At 63.5% G+C, this 17287-nt stretch carries 5 protein-coding genes, 1 tRNA gene and 1 pseudogene; 5 read left to right on the forward strand and 2 right to left on the reverse strand.

The features are described from left to right. Nucleotides 1-8: 8 nt before the first annotated feature. The 3 genes from XALGPE39_RS05880 to XALGPE39_RS05890 all read left to right on the forward strand — a co-directional run bounded on the left by XALGPE39_RS05880 (nt 9) and on the right by XALGPE39_RS05890 (nt 4361). On the forward strand, nt 9-3767 hold the full coding sequence (locus XALGPE39_RS05880; protein WP_045727377.1) for a pilus assembly protein: 3759 nt from the start codon (nt 9-11) through the stop codon (nt 3765-3767). Continuing rightward, on the forward strand, nt 3767-4189 hold the full coding sequence (locus XALGPE39_RS05885) for a type IV pilin protein (RefSeq protein WP_045727378.1): 423 nt from the start codon (nt 3767-3769) through the stop codon (nt 4187-4189). The genes XALGPE39_RS05880 and XALGPE39_RS05885 overlap by 1 nt, the downstream gene beginning before the upstream one ends. 95 nt (nt 4190-4284) lie before the next feature. Beyond that, nucleotides 4285-4361 (forward strand) — tRNA-Asn (locus XALGPE39_RS05890). 387 nt (nt 4362-4748) lie between these two features. Here the strand turns inward: XALGPE39_RS05890 and XALGPE39_RS05900 are convergent. After that, the gene (locus XALGPE39_RS05900; RefSeq protein ID WP_235429757.1) at nt 4749-5231 is read right to left on the reverse strand and encodes a hypothetical protein; all 483 of its coding nucleotides are present in this window, start codon (nt 5229-5231) and stop codon (nt 4749-4751) included. A 498-nt stretch (nt 5232-5729) separates the two neighbouring features. Further along, nucleotides 5730-6051, reverse strand: a pseudogene (locus XALGPE39_RS15140) (IS3 family transposase); the annotation flags it as partial. A gap of 287 nt (nt 6052-6338) precedes the next feature. On the opposite strand from XALGPE39_RS15140, the gene XALGPE39_RS05915 reads away from it, so the two are divergent. Together XALGPE39_RS05915 and XALGPE39_RS05920 are read left to right on the forward strand one after the other, a co-directional pair. Then, complete coding sequence (locus XALGPE39_RS05915; RefSeq protein WP_045727382.1) at nt 6339-8081, forward strand: ShlB/FhaC/HecB family hemolysin secretion/activation protein; 1743 nt, start codon at nt 6339-6341, stop codon at nt 8079-8081. Nucleotides 8082-8102: 21 nt separating this feature from the next. After that, nucleotides 8103-17287, forward strand: a 9185-nt coding sequence (locus tag XALGPE39_RS05920; protein ID WP_052690014.1) for a hemagglutinin repeat-containing protein, incomplete at its 3' end; no start/stop codon positions are given.

Genomic DNA, 17287 nt, shown 5'->3' on the forward strand with positions numbered 1-17287 from the left:
ATCTCTGTATGACCAGTCGAGCAAAGAACCCGCGATGCCGGGACTGGCTCCTTGCTGTGATGGCAGGCGTGTTGATCGGTGCCGCAGGCAGCGCTGGCGCGGATGTGGATGTCTCCCAGTCGCCACTGTATCTGGGGAGCGCGGTGCCGGGAAACCTGGCATTCGTGGCGTCGACCGAATACCCCACCGTTATCAGCAAGGCGAATCTGTCCGACGTGTATTCGCCCACAGTCAAGTTCGTTGGCTATTTCGATTCCAATAAGTGCTATCAATATCATTACAGCGCCGACGAGACGGATCGTTACTTCTATCCGGTCAGTTTGCTGGGCAGCAATCCCACCAGTTATGCCTGCCCAAGTCCTAGCCCTGGACAGCAAGCGGTGCTATGGTCCGGCAACTTTTTGAACTGGGCCGCTACCCAGACCATCGATCCGTTCCGCTCCGCCTTGACCGGTGGTTACCGTTCGCGTGACACCACGACCGAAACCATTCTGGAAAAGGCGATTGCCGATCGGCAGTCACCTAGCGATTTTCCGCGTCGCACGATCAGCAATAATCCGGTGCTCATCGCCGGTGGCACGCCAGCACGCTGGCAGAACTTCAATATGCGGATTGATGGCCTCGGTAATAAAATGGACTTCGGCAACAGCAATCTGGGAACGCCGGTATCCTATAATCCAAGCATTCATAAGTTGAATGGAAGTGGTCTTTCGCCCGATGGAACGCCTTGTAGGTCGTTCTTTGGCTGCGTTTCGGATACGACCTTGACTTTCGAGGTGTCGGTTCGGGTTAAGGTCTGCGACGCCAGCAACGGAGTCAATTATTTGGAAGATAATTGCGTTGCCTATCCGAACCGCATCTATAAGCCAGAAGGTTTGATTCAGGAGTATTCCAAGCGGGTTCGCTACAGCATTTTCGGTTACAAGAACGTTGATATTCAGCAAGGTCCAGGTGCCGATAGCGGGATTCTACGCGCCAGGCAGAAGTTTGTTGGTCCCTACACCTACAATCCTGATGAAGGGACGCTTTCCAATGCAGCCAGTGAGTGGGACCCGAGTACCGGTATCATCTACCCGAATCCCGATGCGGCCGATGCTCAAAATACAACCAATGTCATTGGTCAGAATCCCATCGTCAACAGTGGTGTCATTAATTATCTGAACAAATTCGGTCAGCTCAACACGGGCAAGAACGTCAAAACCTTCGATGATGTCAGCGAGCTTTACTACGCGGCGATCCGCTATTTCAAGAATCAGGGCAACGTCGCGGCGTATTCGGCCTTGAGTGGTTCATCGTTGAACATGTACCAGCAGGCCGATGGGTTCCCGGTCATTACCAATTGGGATGACCCGATTGCCTACCGTTGTCAGGTTAATGTGATTTTGGGTATCGGTGATACCAATACCCACTATGACAAGAATTTGCCGGGCAATAATACCAACCTGCAAGGTGAGCCACCCAAACCTCCGGAAGTGTCCAGCGATAACACCGTGAACGTGATGACGCGCATGACGCAAATTTGGCAGAAGGAAGGGTTCACTCAAGCCCAGGCGGCGTCCCGTACAAACAGCCCTCAATTCAACCCTGGAGGACCTGGTAATTCCGCTTACATCGCAGCGCTTGCCTACGATGCCCATACCAAGGATATGCGGCCTGACATGACGGGTATGCAGACCCTGTCCACGTATTGGGTGGATGCTGTGGAGTATAATCAATACTACGGGCCAACCACCAATCAATACTGGTTGGCCGCTAAGTACGGTGGTTTCCAGGTGCCGCAAGGCTACGATCCGGACACCAATCTTGGCCCCTTGCCAGACTCCACATGGTGGGATGGAAGTTCCTACGTCAACGGGAATACTGCGTTCAAGCAGGCCAATAATTACTACGGTGTAGGTGACGCGACCAAGATGCTGGCAAGCCTGCGCAATGCGTTCGAGCACATCTTGCAGCAAGTCGTAGGTTCCTCGTCATCGCTCGCCAGTAATACCAGCAAGCTGGAAGCCGGTGCCAGGGTTTACCAATCCTTGTTCTACAGCGGCACCTGGCGTGGCGATGTGGTTGCCTACAATGTCAATCAGGCCACCGGTGCGCTGACCCAGGTGTGGAGCGCGAGCGCTAATTTCCCGGCTTGGGATAGCCGCACGATCAAGGTCGCCAACGCTGCGGGGCTCATGACCAACTTTGCCTTTGGCAATCTGACCGGTACACCGCTGTCATCCGCGACTAAAGCTCAGATCGATTATCTGCGCGGTGATCGTTCGCAAGAGAAAGGGAGTGGTAATGGTGGTACTTTACGTACACGTACCGGCATCATGGGCGACATCGTCGATTCGCAGCCAGTCTACGTTGGCGCGCCAAACCCCCAGCTCTACAGCGCCGCCAAGTTCACCGGGGCTAGCAGCTATGCTGCTTTCGCTGCCAATAAGTCATCGCGCACACCGATGCTGTACGTGGGGGCCAATGACGGTATGCTGCATGCGTTCGATGCCACGTCAGGTGTCGAGAAATTTGCTTTCGTTCCCAAAGCGGCGATGGACGGATTGCTAGATTATACCGACCCAAATTACCAGCACCGCTATTATGTCGATGGCGAGCTTACCGTGTCGGATGTCTACACGGTGGCCAGTGGCTGGCGCTCGGTTCTGGTTGGTACCATGGGGCGGGGCGGCAAGGGCATATTTGCACTGGATGTGACCGATCCCAATAACATTTCCTTACTCTGGGATAAGACCTCCACGGATATCTCAGCGCTAGGCAATAATCTCGGTAAGCCGATTATTGGGCAGCTTCTCGATGGCCAGTGGTATGTGATGCTGGGCAACGGCCCGAATAATAGCGCCGATTCGGCCGCTCTGGTGCTGGTCAACGTGTTGACCGGCGTGGGGACTAGCATTAACACCAAGGCCACTGGTGGCAATGGCTTGTCGCCGGTACTGGCGTGGTCTTCCAACAATAATTTCATCATCGACCGGATTTATGCGGGCGATTTGCAAGGCAATATGTGGCGCTTCAGCATGAGTGGCGTTACCGGCACCCCGAATAAATTGTTCAGTGCAACCTACGGGTCCACGGTGCAGCCGATCACCGCAGCTCCGGCTGCGGCGAAGGATCCGGCCACAGGATTGAGCTGGGTGTTTTTCGGTACCGGCAAATATCTGTCCACTTCGGATTTGAGCAACAAAGATGTGCAGACCTGGTATGGGCTCATCGATCGTGGCAATACCATTCCCTCCAGCCGCTCTACGTTGAATCAGATCAATATCTTGCAAGAGGGCGTGGTCAAGGGCTATCCGGTTCGGGTGATCGACGACAAGCCAGTACCTGGACAAGATGGCTGGTACATGGATCTGCTGTCACCTCCAACGCCGCCGCAGACCAAGAGGATACCGCAGGGTGAGCGGATGGTGGTTTCCAACTTTTTCCAGGGGACGGCGTTGATCGGCACCACGCGCATTCCCGATTCTGGCGATGTGTGCAGTCCCAGTGGCAAGGGCTTCGTGATGGCGATCAATCCATTCACGGGTGGACGCTTGCCGCAATCGTTCTTCGATTTGGATGGCAGCGGTGGTTCCAGCAATGGCGATACACTCAATGGCGTTCCGGTCTCGGGCATCGGCTTGAACAGCAGTCCCAATAATCCGATCTTCATTGGTAATCAGATGCAGGTCGGCTTAGACAATGGCGGTACGACGACCCTTAGCACCAACAGCGCTGCGCTCGGTATGAAGCGCGTATCCTGGCGAGAAATTCAGAGGAAAGATTAATGAGACAGTTTTCTCTACCGGCACGGCGTCGGCAGTTCGGCTTCACCTTGATCGAGTTGATGATCGTGGTGGCAATCGTGGGCATTCTGGCGGGGATCGCCTTCACCAGCTACCAGTGGTCTATCGTCAAGTCGCGGCGTGCGGCGGCGCAGGTTTGTTTGCAGCAGGGAGCTCAGTTTATAGAACGCTTCTACACTACTCATCTCACCTATGCGGGCGTTCGGGTTCCCCCGTGCGATAACAACGCGTTGCAGTTTTACGATATCAATTTCACCGGTAATCCAACCATCAACACGTTTATCTTGACTGCAAACCCGACCGGTCCCCAGTTAGCCAAAGACGTGCAGTGTGGCGCGCTTAGCATCGATCAGGCAGGCAACCGCACCACCTCAACGGGCGCGGCTCAGGGTGTATGCTGGTAAGCTGCGTCGCCTTTGTAGGCTCGGTTAACTAAGACGGCGATGTGGTCAAAGCCCTCTTGCCATGCCAATAGAGCCTCTATACAATGCGCGTCCCCGCCCGAATAGCTCAGCCGGTTAGAGCACTTGACTGTTAATCAGGGGGTCGTTGGTTCGAGTCCAACTTCGGGCGCCATATGATTCAAGCACTTAGGGTCGCGAAAGCGGCCCTTTTTGCTGGTGGACGTAAAATTGGACGTAAAATTGGACGTAAAATTGAGGCTCGGATCGGACGGCAGCGCATCTCACAGTCGTGGATGATGCGAGGGGTTGTGAGCTTGTAGGCGGTTGCTTCATCCCTACCGCCCTGCGGCGCATGATCGAGACGTGGCTCGGTTGCAGCCGGCCAGAGCAAGAGGTGTCCGGGCGTTGCAATCGCACGGCCTTGGCGGAGTCCAGAACCGGCACTACGACCGCCACGACTGCGCTGGAAGCGTTGCAGAAGTTACTGACAGGGAAACCGGCGAAGGTGACGCAGATACGAGGGCGCAACGCCGGCTGATCTAGGTCACCTGCATCCCTACTAATTGCTAGGAGATAGCTGAGGATGTTTGTTGATCACAACAGTCTGGATGTATTCGCCGCCCTCGCCGTAGATCACAATGATCTTGGTGTTAGCGTCGTCGTACACCGTTTGAGCACTACAAGGACATGTTGCCGCAGTAGTGACCATGCCGATAGGCCGTTGCTTATCATCATTGACCACCGCCATGGTCCCCTCCGCAGCACGACCAAGCGGCAGGATAGTCTGGACACCTGGCGTCACGATTGTGATCGAAAGAACTTCGTCTTTCAGCGAGTTGACTTGGACATATCGGACGCCGTCTTTCTCGAACTTGTACACCTTAAATTTTGGCGAGAGACTGATGTTCTTCATGCCAGCCGGCACACCTTCGCCCATGCCAGGAATTAGATCGGCAGGATTGGGTTTACTGTTTCCTGCAGCCGCCGTTGAAGCAACGATTGAGAGCAAAATTGCCGGCAAAATCAGCTTCATATTGCGCATGTAACACTCCGTTGTCGGGTTGCAACACCTACGCTAGACCCAAACATCTTCGATGCGCAATGCATCAACATACCGAATAAAGCATTCGTCTACGCATTAAACCGCGCCGCAAAGGAACTGGGACATCTACTGGCGAGCAGCGGGCAGACAATCAAATTTCAGGTAGCCGAACGCAGCAGGTCTTGAGCCGGAGAAAAGCTCCCCAAAAGCTGCGTGCATCTTTCTGTCGCCCGACTCCCAGTATTGCCAGACTCTCAACTCGCAATACACGACCGCAGCGGCCTGCGTTTGCGTCAGCCTAGCCGCCTCACGTGCCGCCCGAATTTGCGCAGGCGCAGGCGTCATCGCACGGGCCTTACAACTGCAGGCAGCGCATCCATGTCGTCTACATTAACGGCAATAGGTGGCAGCCAGCGCAAAGCGCGTTTGTGATCCTGCGCGTCGATCAACATGCCATCTTTAGTTTTGCGCGGGCCGCTCACGACCGTGTGCCTCGGCCCCGCCGTGCAAGCGGGGTTTGCGACCATCGCTCACCTGTGCACGCAACCCTTCCGAGCGCATCAGCCGATGCTCACGATGACGACTGCAACGCTCGGCCAGATCGCGCAGATCCTGGGTGATCTTGCGATGCCCATAGACACTGCAACTGGTCGGCCATTGATGCTTGATCAACCCCAGCAGACGTTCGTCTTCCTTGCGCTATGTCAGGCTTGCCGAACTTGCGCAGCTAGGCGCAAAGGCTGTGCGTGGTGACGCCTAGCCGCTCGGCGAGCTCTGCCAGGGCTAACCTACGATCCGTCACTTGCCGGACCGCTCCCACCTTCGCACGGTCGCCCTAGTTGGCGCGCTCATGTGTCGATGGATTGAGCGCGGCATGTGGTGAAGGCCGATGCGTTTCAGTGCCTCAAGTCATTAGCACTGACACGCGGCCATGTGTTGGGATAAGTACCTGGGAAGTCGCGCACATTCCGTCTCTTTTGGTAGACAAATATCCGTCGTGTCTGTGCCTCCGTCAGGCCGCTGAGTATTCTTATGTAGACAAAGGGGACCGGCGCAGGCTCGGTTGTTGTTTGATTGTGTCACTGGGCTGGAGCGCTTCATCCATATATGGATATTCGCAGCAAGGGGATGGCGCGCAATCGCGCCAAGTGGTGTATTGCCTTATTGGCAGGGGTTGGTTCGCCGGTGTTGGCGCAACAGGCGAGCGATCCGGCGGCGCAGCAGTTGCTGCTTCAGCAAGAGCGCGAGCGGGTGTTGCGCGAGCAGCAGGAGGCTCGGCCGGATGTGCGGTTGCAAGCCGCGCCGGCCGATGGCGTGCAACGCCTGCCGGCCCAGGAATCGCCGTGTTTCCGCATCAACCACATCGTGCTTGATGGCACGCAGGCCAAGGCGTTTGCCTGGGCCTTGAAGGCGGCCGATCCGAAGCAAGATCCGGCGACCGGACGCTGCTTGGGCACCGAGGGCATCAATCTGGTGATGACGCGGGTGCAGAACGCGGTGATTGCGCGTGGGTATGTGACCACGCGGGTGCTGGCGGCACCGCAGGATCTCACCGGCGGCACGTTGCGCTTATCGCTGGTGCCCGGTTACGTGCACGCGGTGGGCTTTACCACGCCAGCGACGGCGCATGCGGCGGTGTGGAACGCGGTGCCCACCTATAGCGGTGCATTGCTCAATCTGCGCGATATTGAACAAGGCCTGGAGAACTTCCAGCGCGTGCCGACGGTGACGGCGGATATCCAGATCGCCCCGGCGCAGGGCGAGGGCGTTGGGCCGGGCGAGAGCGACCTGGCCATTGCCTGGCAGCAGCGCCGGCACCTGCGTGCCAGCCTGAGCTTGGACGATGCCGGCAGCAAGGCGACCGGCAAGATGCAGGCCAACGGCACGGTGTCCTGGGACAACCCGTTGCACGTGAACGACCTGTTCTACGTCAGCCTGGGCAAGGGCGTGTTCAACGCCGCCGGCCAGTCCACCGATAGCTGGACGGCGCATTACGATGTTCCCTATCGCTACTGGCTGTTCGGGGTGACCGCCAGCGCCTACGACTACGTCCAGCCGGTGGCCGGCGCCACCCAGACCTACGACTACAGCGGCCGTAGCCACAATGCCGAAGCGCGTGTGGATCGTCTGCTGCTGCGCAATGCCAAGACCAAGATCGGGATATATGGGCGTGGCTGGTGGCGGCAATCCAGCAGCGCCATCGACGATACCGAGATTCTGGTGCAGCGTCGGCGCACTGCCGGCTGGGAACTGGGGCTGACCGATCGGCAGTTCCTGGGCGCGGCCACGTTGGATGGCAGTGTGGCCTATCGGCGCGGCACCGGCGCGTTCGGCGCGCTGCGTTCGCCGGAAGAGCGCGCACACGCCTTCGCACCGCAGCTACCGCTGGACGGGACCTCGCGGATGGCCTTGATCCTGGCCGATGCGCAACTGGTGGTGCCGTTCCAGCTTGGCGGCCAGCGCCTGCGCTACACCGCCGCCTGGCGCGCGCAGTGGAACCGCACGCCGCTATCGCCGCAGGACCGTTTTGCCATTGGCGGGCGCTACACGGTGCGTGGCTTTGATGGTGAATTGACGCTCAGCGGCGAGCGCGGCTGGCTGCTGCGCAACGAACTGGGCCTGGTACTGGGCAGCGGCCTGGAAGCCTATCTGGCTGCCGATACCGGGCGGATCGGCGGGCCGTCGGCGCAATTCCAGGCGGGTCAGGGGCTGACCGGTCTGGCGTTGGGCCTGCGCGGCAATTGGCAGCACATCAGCGTGGATGGTTTCGTCGGCGCACCGCTACAGCATCCGGCGCATTTGCCCACTTCTTACAGCACGTTCGGCATCAGCCTGACCTGGCACCTTTAAGCGCTCACAAGGAGCAGTGACATGAATCGCATCTATCGACTGGTGTTCAACCGGGCTCTACGCGTGTGGCAGGTCGCTTCCGAACAGGTGCGCCGCCCGGCGGGCAGTGCGTTGAGTGGCGCGGACGCGGGCCCGACACGGATGACTCGCCTGTGCTGGGCGCTGTGCTGGGTGCTTGCAGGTGTGGGGATGTCCGGTGCGGTGCAGGCGCAGGCGATGGGGCGCATCGTGGGCGATCTCAATGCGCCCGGCGCGCAGCGCCCGACGGTGCTCAACGCCGCCAATGGCGTGCCGCTGGTGAACATCACCACGCCCTCGGCGGCGGGGGTATCGCGCAACAGCTACAGTCAGTTCGACGTGGGCAGGCAGGGAGCGATCCTCAACAACTCCCCCGTGCAGAGCCAGACCCAACTGGGCGGTTGGGTGCAGGGCAATCCGTGGTTGTCCACCGGTGCCAAGGTGATCCTCAACGAGGTCAACGGGCCGGTTAGCCACTTGGGTGGCTACGTGGAAGTGGCCGGGGCGCGGGCGGAAGTGGTCATCGCCAATCCGGCGGGCATCCAGGTCGATGGCGGCGGCTTCCTCAACGCCAGCCGGGTCACACTGACCACCGGCACACCGCTGGTCTCCAACGGTGCGCTGGATGGGTATCGGGTGAGCGGCGGGACGATCCAGATCATGGGCGCCGGCCTGGATAGCCGTGGCACCGACTACACCGGCCTGCTGGCGCGTGCAGTGCAGGTCAACGCGGGGATCTGGGCCAATCAAGTGCAGGCGGTGCTCGGCAGCAACGTGGTTAGCGCCGACCAACACCAGATCACCGCGCAGGCGGCCAGCGGCACGGCACCGACGTTCGCGCTGGATGTCGGGGCGCTGGGTGGCATGTTCGCCAACAAGATCTGGCTGATCGGCAACGAGCACGGCGTGGGTGTGCGCAACGCGGGCAACCTGGGCGCGCAGGCGGGCGAGCTGGTCGTCACCGTCGATGGCCGTCTGCAGAACAGCGGCGCGTTGCAATCGCAGCAGGACACGCAGATCGCGGCCAGCGGCGGCATTGCCAATGCCGGCGTGGTCAGTGCGCGTGGCACCTTGCAGGTCAACACCGCGGCGGATGTGGACAACAGCGGCGGCACGCTCAATGCGCAGCGCTTGCAGATCGCGGCGGCGACGTTGCGCAACCAAGGCGGCAAGATCGAGCAGACCGGCCTGCAAGCACTGGGAGTGAATGCCGGCAGCCTGAGCAACCGCGCCCAGGGCAGCCTGGGGATGGTGGCCAGCAGCGACGGGCAGGGGAACACGCCTGCCACCGGAACTGGCACGGGCACTGGGACGAGCAGCGGCACCGGCACCGGCGGCGCTGGCAACACGTCGGGTAGCGGCACGACGCCAAACTCCGGCAGCGGCCAAACCACGACTAGCGCGCCGCTGGCCGCAGGCCTGCTGAGCATCGCCGGTGCGCTCGATAACGACGGCGGGCGCATCGATGGTGCTGGCCCGATCGCCGTGTCGGTGGCTTCCGGGCTGGATAACAGCGCCGGACGTCTGGGCGTGGCCGCGCTGAGCGTGCGCGGAGACCTGCGCAACCAGGCCGGCACCCTGGCGGTGTACGGCGATGCGGATTTGCAACTCGGTGCGCTGGTCAACGACCAGGGCCATCTGGACGTGGCCAACGCGCTGGGCTTGAACGCGGCTTCGTTGAGCAACCAAGGTGGCAGCCTGCGCCATGGCGGTAGCGATGCGACCGCCTGGCACGTGCAGGGCCTGCTGGACAACACTGGCGGCGTGCTGTCCAGCAACGCGGCGGCGTGGCAACTGGACGCGCAGACGGTGGTCAACGTCAATGGGCACATCACCCACAGCGGTGCCCAAGGGCTGAGCCTGACCGCGCAGGACTGGTCCGGTGCCGGCGGCCAGATCGCCACGCCGGGTGCGCTGGTATGGCGGGCTGGCAGCATCGACCATCGCGCCGCCACGACGAGCGCCAGCATGCTGGATGTGCAAGCCGATAGCCTGGATAACCGCGGCGGCAGCTTGCTGTCCACCGGCACGCAGGCGGCCAGCGTGCAAGTGCGCGATCTGCTGGACAACGGCGCCGGTGGCAGCATTGCCAGCAATGGCGATCTGAGCCTGGGGGCCGCTACCTTTGGCAATGCCAACGGCCAGGTGCAGCAAGCTGGTAGCGGGATGTTGCGCATCGCCGCCGGCAGTCTGGCCGGCAGCGGTGGTCGCCTGCTCAGCAACGGCGGATTGACGGTGAGCGGCGGTGCAATCGACCTGAGCGGGGGCAACACGTCGGCGCAGTGGATCGGCATCCACGCCGATAGCCTGAGCACCGCTGGCGGCCAATTGACTTCGCTGGGCACGCAGACGCTTGCCCTGCAGGTGCAGGGTGCCGTGAACAACCATGGCGGTCGCCTGCTCGGTAACGCGGGGATCACCCTGCAGGCCGGCACGCTGGACAATGGCGGCGGCACGCTGCTGGCGGCCGGCCACGATGGGGCGCAACTGACCATCGGCGGCACCCTGGACAACACGGCCGGGACACTGTCGGCCAATGGCGCGGTGATGGTCCAGGCCGACAGCGTGCTCAATCGCGGCGGCAGCGTGCTCGCCGCTGGCGGTGCGGCGTTGCAGATCGGAGCGACGAGCCTGTTGGATAACAGCCAGGGCGGTCGCTTGGCCGCCAGCGGCGACGTCAGCGTGCGCGCGGCGACACTGGACAACACCCTGGGCGCAATCGAGCACGCCGGCGACGGCACCTTGAGCGTGGCCGCGCAGACCCTGCATGGCGCCGGCGGCAAGGTGCTGACGCAAGGGAGCCTGCAACTGAGCGGCGGCGATCTGGAACTGGGCGCGGGTAGCACGACCCAGGCCAAACAGATCACCCTCGTCGCCGACACCTTGAATACCGCGGGCGGTCACGTGATGGCCACCGGAGACCAGGCCATGACGCTGCACCTGAGCGGTACGCTGGACAACGACGGCGGCAGCATCGCCGGCAATGGTGCGCTGGTCTTGCAGGCCGGCGCGCTGTCCAACCGCGGCGGCACCCTCACTGCGGCGGGCAGTGCCGAGAGCGACATCGTGGTGAGCGGGCAACTGGACAATACCCAGGGCACCGTGGCCAGCAACGGCAGCCTGCTGTCCATCAGCGCGGACCAACTGATCAACGCCCACGGCACCCTCAGCCACACTGGCAGCCAGGGACTGACGCTCACCGCCAACGGCGTGACCAACACGCAAGGCAGCATCGTCAGCAGCGCCGCGCTGACCTTGACGGCCAACACGGTGGATCAACGCCAGGGCACCCTGGGCGCGGCCAGCCTCCAGGTGCAGGCCGGCACGCTGGACAACAGCGCAGGTGGGCGGATCGTGGCCAGCGGCAATGCCGCCAGCGTGCTGCACGCGCAGGCATTGAACAACGCCGGCGGCACCGTGGCCAGCAATGGCGATCTGACCGTGCAAGCGACATCGCTGAACAACATCCAGGGCGCGATCCAGCACGCCGGCAACGGGCAATTGCAGATTGCGGCGGATACGCTGAGTGGCAGCGGCGGCAGCATCATCAGCAATGGCACCCTGGGCATCACCGGGCAGAACACCGACCTGAGCCATGGCACCACCACGGCGCAGACCGTCGCGATCACCACCGGCACGCTCAGCACTGCTGGCGGCCACCTGACCGCCAGCGGCACTCAGGCATTGAACCTCACCGTTGGCGGCACGCTGGACAATACCGGCGGCACGATCGGGAGCAACGGCGTGCTGGCCTTGCACGCGCAGCGCCTGCTTAACGCGCAAGGCAGCGTGCAGGCGGCGGGCCAGGGCCTGTCGAGGCTGCGTATCGCCCAGGATGTGCAGAACCAGCAAGGCAAGCTGTTGCTGGGTGGCGCGGGGCAGCTCAACGCGGCCAGTCTGGCGAACCAGGGCGGCATCGTGTCCGCCGCCGGCAGCGCCTTGCAGGTGCAAGTGGACGGGGCGCTGGACAACCACGCCCACGGCGTGATCTCCAGCGGCGGCCAGTTGCTGCTGACGGCGGGCACGCTGGACAACAGCGGTACCGGCACGGTGGTGGCCGGCGGCGACCTGAGCGCGCAGATCGGCGGGGCGCTGGACAACGACGCGGGCATCCTCCAGGCGAGCGGCGCGGCGCACCTGCAAAGTGCGGGGCTGTCCAACCGGGCCGGTAGCGTGGTCGGCGGCACGCTGAGCGTGGACACCCAGGGGCAGACGCTGGACAACAGCGGCGGCACCCTGGGCAGCCAGAGCGGCGCACTGTCCGTGCACAGCGGTCCCCTCCTCAACGCCGGCGGGCGGGTGCAGGCCAAGACCGACCTGTCCGTGCAGACCGACGGCCAGGCCATCGTCAACACCGGCTCCGGGGCCACCGGCGGCCTGCTGGCCGGGGGCGGCCTGCAAGTGGCCGGCGGCGGCCTGGACAACCGTGGCGGCGTCGTCTTTGCCCAGGGCGATGCGCAGCTGGGCCTGAGCAGCGTGGACAACAGCGCCGCCGGCAGCCTGAGCGCGGCGGGCAATCTGGCACTGAACGCGGCGACGTTGAACAACGCCGGCGGTCGGGTGCAAGGTGGGCAGACCCTGGCCCTGAGCCTGGGCGGGGACCTCAACAACCAGGCCGGGTTGCTCGCGGCCAACGGTGTGTTGCGTCTGACCGCGGCCACGCTGGACAACCGCAACACCTTCACTGCCAGCAACGCGCTAGGCGTGCAGGCCGGACAACTACAACTGCAGGCGCAGGCGCTGAACAACCAGCAGGGTCAGGTGCTCAGCAACGGCGCCAGTAGCGTGCAACTGAGCGCGGGGCTGGACAACAGCGGCGGGCGGATCGCCTCCGGCGGCAGCTTGAACACCCATGCCGACGCGCTGACCAACACCGCCGGGGTGCTGCGCTCGCAAGGCAACCAATTCCTGGCCGCGCGCGCGCTCAGCGGCGATGGGCAGGTGCAATCCCAGGGCGATCTGAGCCTGACCCTGCACGATGGCCTGACCAATACCGGGCAACTGATTGCCAATGGCACCCTGTCCGTGCACACCGATGGCGACCTGGACAACCAGGGCGTGCTGCGCGCGGGCAATGTGGATCTGTCCGCGGCCAATGTGGACAACGCGGCCAGCGGGGAGATCAGCAGCCAGGGCGTGACCCACGTCCAGGCCAGCGGGCAACTGACCAATCGCGGCCTGATCGACGGCGCGCTGACCGAACTGCAAGCGGCGACCGTGGACAACGTGGGCACCGGGCGGGTGTATGGCGACCACGTCGCCATCGCTGCCGGCACGTTGCTCAACCGGGCCGAGAGCGTGGCCGGGGTGACGCATGCCGGCACCGTGGCCGCGCGCCAGCGCCTGGACATCGGCGTGGGCCAATTGACCAACACCGACAGCGCCTTGATCTACAGCGATGGCGATGGGTCCATCGGCGGTGCGCTGGATGGCAACCAGCAGGCCATCGGCAATGCCGCCCGCGTGGACAACCTCGGCTCCACCATCGAGATCGCCGGCACGCTGGCGCTGCACGCCAGTGCGCTCAACAACATCCGCCAGAACGTAGTGGTGACCCAGACCACGAGCACCGCCGCGCCAGTGCGGCTGGATCAACCGAGCTGGCGCAACAACGGCCAAAATGCCCACAACGATCTGCGCAGCACCAGCAACTACAGCGCGCTGGAGATCTATTACCTCAACCCGCAGGACATCCTGCAGGACACGGTGTACACCACGCCGGATGGGTACCAGGTGCACCAGGCGACGATCCGGCTGACGGCGCAGACCAGCGCGTACTTCTTCGCCCGTGGCGCGCTGTACTCGGCCACCGGCGAGCGCTCGCGGCTGGACCCGCGCACGGGCACGGTGACGATCTACTACACCGGTCGCCAGGACAACCAGGTCAATCCGGACCAGGTGAGCAGCGGCGCCAGCGATCCCTTCGCCGCCGTGTCTGCCGACGAACCGGGCGCCCCGCCGTTCCACTACGAGCGCGACACCGTCACCTACTCCAACGCGTACGGCACCTGCACGCGCAACTGCGTGCAACTGATCGCGCAATCCGCCTACACCGATCCGGACCACATCCTGAGCAACCCGCAAGGCACCGGCGGTGGCGGGCTGGAGGACAACGAGCACTACCGCATCGCCACGCGCACCACGGTGCAGGACGTGCTGCAACCGGGTGCGGGTCCGGAGGCGGTGATCCACTCGGGCGGGGCGATGCACCTCGTCACCGACAACCTGCACAACACCTACGCGCGCATCGCCGCCGGCGGCGACCTGAGCATCGACGGCATCACCGGCGCGGCCAGCGTGACCAATCTGGCGCAGACGCTGTACCGCACCGACAGCTTCGACAACGTCTCGCATGCGTACAACGGCACCACGCGGCAGTGGAGCAACCCGTCGATCTCGGTGCAGATCGGCCAGATCGGCGGATCGATCACCAGCGGCGGCACGCTGCACATCGACGTGGGCGACCTGAGCAATCTCAACCAGGGCCGCAACGCGCCCAACGTGCAGGGCGCGGCGGCGCTGGCCAACCTGGGCGTGCAGGGCGCACAGACGAACATCGGCGGTGGCGGCGTCGGTCCGCTGCACGGCCCGGGCGGGGTGTCCGGGAGCAGTGCGGCGCTGGCGTACTCCAGCGGCGCGCAGCGCGCCAGCGCGACGACCGCGCAGGCGGGCGCGCAGACCGGCACGGGCAGCGCCATGGGCGCGGTGAGCGGGCAAGGCACAGTGAGCGGCAGCGTGGCGGTCAATGCGGCAGGCGGTTCGTCGGACCGCATCGTGATGGGCACGCCGGACACGCAACTGCCCAGCGCCAGCCTGTTCAACGTGCAACCCAACGGCGGCCACGCGCTGGTGGAGACCGATCCACGCTTCACCAATTACCGGGTGTGGCTGAGTTCGGACGCGCAACTGCGGCAACTGGGCTACAGCGCCGACACCACGCAACAACGCCTGGGCGATGGGTACTACGAACAAAAACTGGTGCGCGAACAGATCGGGCAACTGACCGGGCGTCGCTTCCTGGACGGGTATAGCAGCGACGAAGCGCAATACCAGGCATTGCTGGATGCCGGTGCGACGGTGGGCAAGGCCTGGGGCCTGCGTCCGGGCGTGGCGCTGACGGCGGCGCAGATGGCGCAGTTGACCAGCGACATCGTGTGGCTGGTGGCGCAGACGGTGACGCTGCCCGATGGACGCACGACGACGGCGCTGGTGCCGCAGGTGTACCTGCGTCTGCATCCGGGCGATCTGGACAGCGGCGGTGCGCTGTTGGCCGGCGCCAATGTCGATGCAAAGGTGAGCGGCACGCTGACCAACACGGGCACCATCGCCGGTCGTCAGTTGGTGTCCTTGGAGGCGGGTCGCATCGATCACCTGGGCGGCAGCATCAGCGGCAATCAAGTCGCGCTGCGCTCGGCCAGCGACATCCGTATCCAGGGCGCGAGCGTGAGCGCGGTGGATGCGTTGAGCGTCAGTGCGGCAGGCAACATCGCCGTGGCCTCCACGGTGGAGACGCTGCAAGGCGGCGGACATCAGGAGGCGATCACGCGCGTGGCCGGGCTGTACGTGACCGGGGCCAACGGCAGCGGCGTGCTGTCGGTGGTGGGCGGCGGCGACGTGACCCTGCAAGCGGCGCAGGTGCATAACGCTGGCACGAATGGCGTGACGCAACTCATCGCCGGTCATGACCTGAGCCTGGGCGCGCAGACGCTCACGCACAGCACCGACGCCACGCACGACGCACGCAACTACCAACGCAGTAGCGAGACCACGCATGTGGTGAGCAGCGTGCAGGGCGCGGGCGACGTGGTGCTGGCGGCGGGCCACGATATGACGCTGCAAGCAGCGCAGATTGGCGCGGGCAAGACGCTGGCGTTGCAGGCCGGCCACGACCTCGACAGTCAAGCGGTGGTGGACAGCCACACGCAGTCGAGGAGCTACGCGAGCAAGCACAACTCGCTGGTCACCTCGAACGACGACGAACACGTGCAAGGCACGCAACTGGGCGCCGGCGGCGACATCGTGATGCGCGCAGGCAACGACCTGACCCTGGCCTCGACGGCGGTGGCGAGCCAGAACGGGGCCATCGCCCTGGCGGCCGGCCACGACGTGGCACTGACGGCCACGCAGGAACAGCACGACAGCGTGGTGGACCAACAAACGCGCAAGCACAATCTGGTGTCCAGCAAGACCACGACCACGCACGACGAGAGCCACGACAGCATTGCGGTGACCAGCAGCCTGAGCGGGGACACGGTGCACATCGCCGCGGGCAACGATCTGTTGGCGCAAGGCGCGCAGATCGTCGGCACGGGCGATGTGGTGCTGGCTGCGGGCAACAACCTGACCCTGGAGACGGCGCAGAACACGCATAGCGAAGACCACGAAAGCCAGCGCAAGAAGAGCGGCCTGTTCGGCAATGGCGGCCTCAACGTCACCTACGGCAAGCAATCGCTCAAGACCGATGCCACCAGCACCACGCTGACCCACACCGGCAGCACGGTGGGCAGCCTGGAGGGCAACGTGACGATGTTGGCGGGCAACACGCTGGCGATCAGCGGCAGCGATGTGATGGCGTTGCAGGGCGACATCACCGCCAAGGCGAAGGACATCGCCATTACCGAAGTACACGACACCAGCGACAGCACGCAGAAGACGGCGTTCAAGCAAGGTGGTGTGACATTGTCGGTGACCTCTGCGGCGCTGAACCTGGCGCAGTCGGCGGTACAAAGTGCGCAGGCCGGCAGCCATGCCAAGGGCGATGCGCGGATGCAGGCGATGGCCGGTGCGTCGGCGGCGTACAGTGCGTATGGGGCGAGTCAGTCGCTGGGCAAACTTGCCTCTGCCGATAGCGTCAAGGACGCGGCGCAAGCGGCGAGCCTCAACATCGCCATCACCGTGGGCGGCAGCCGCAGCCATAGCGAGAGCGAGCAACACAGCGACACGGTCAAGGGCTCGACCCTACATGCCGGCGGCAATGTCACCCTGATCGCCACTGGCGGCGGGGACGACAGCAACATCTTGATCCGTGGCAGCGACGTCAAGGCGGGCAACAACCTGCTGCTTGCGGCGGACCACGACATCACGGTGGAGTCGGCCCAGAACAGCAGCGAGCAACACAGCCGCAGCAAGAGCGGCAGCGCGGCGATCGGCGTGGGGTTCAGCTATGGCTCCCAGGGCGCGGCGATGGG

Source organism: Xanthomonas sp. GPE 39 (assembly GCF_000963005.1).
In the GTDB taxonomy this organism is placed as follows: Bacteria; Pseudomonadota; Gammaproteobacteria; order Xanthomonadales; family Xanthomonadaceae; genus Xanthomonas_A.

Bases quoted from the DNA above. Each gene is read 5' to 3' on its own strand.
- XALGPE39_RS05880 (WP_045727377.1), top strand. From the start codon at position 9: ATGACCAGTCGAGCAAAGAACCCGCGATGCCGGGACTGGCTCCTTGCT.
- XALGPE39_RS05885 (WP_045727378.1), top strand. From the start codon at position 3,767: ATGAGACAGTTTTCTCTACCGGCACGGCGTCGGCAGTTCGGCTTCACC.
- XALGPE39_RS05900 (WP_235429757.1), bottom strand. From the start codon at position 5,231: ATGCGCAATATGAAGCTGATTTTGCCGGCAATTTTGCTCTCAATCGTT.
- XALGPE39_RS05915 (WP_045727382.1), top strand. From the start codon at position 6,339: ATGGATATTCGCAGCAAGGGGATGGCGCGCAATCGCGCCAAGTGGTGT.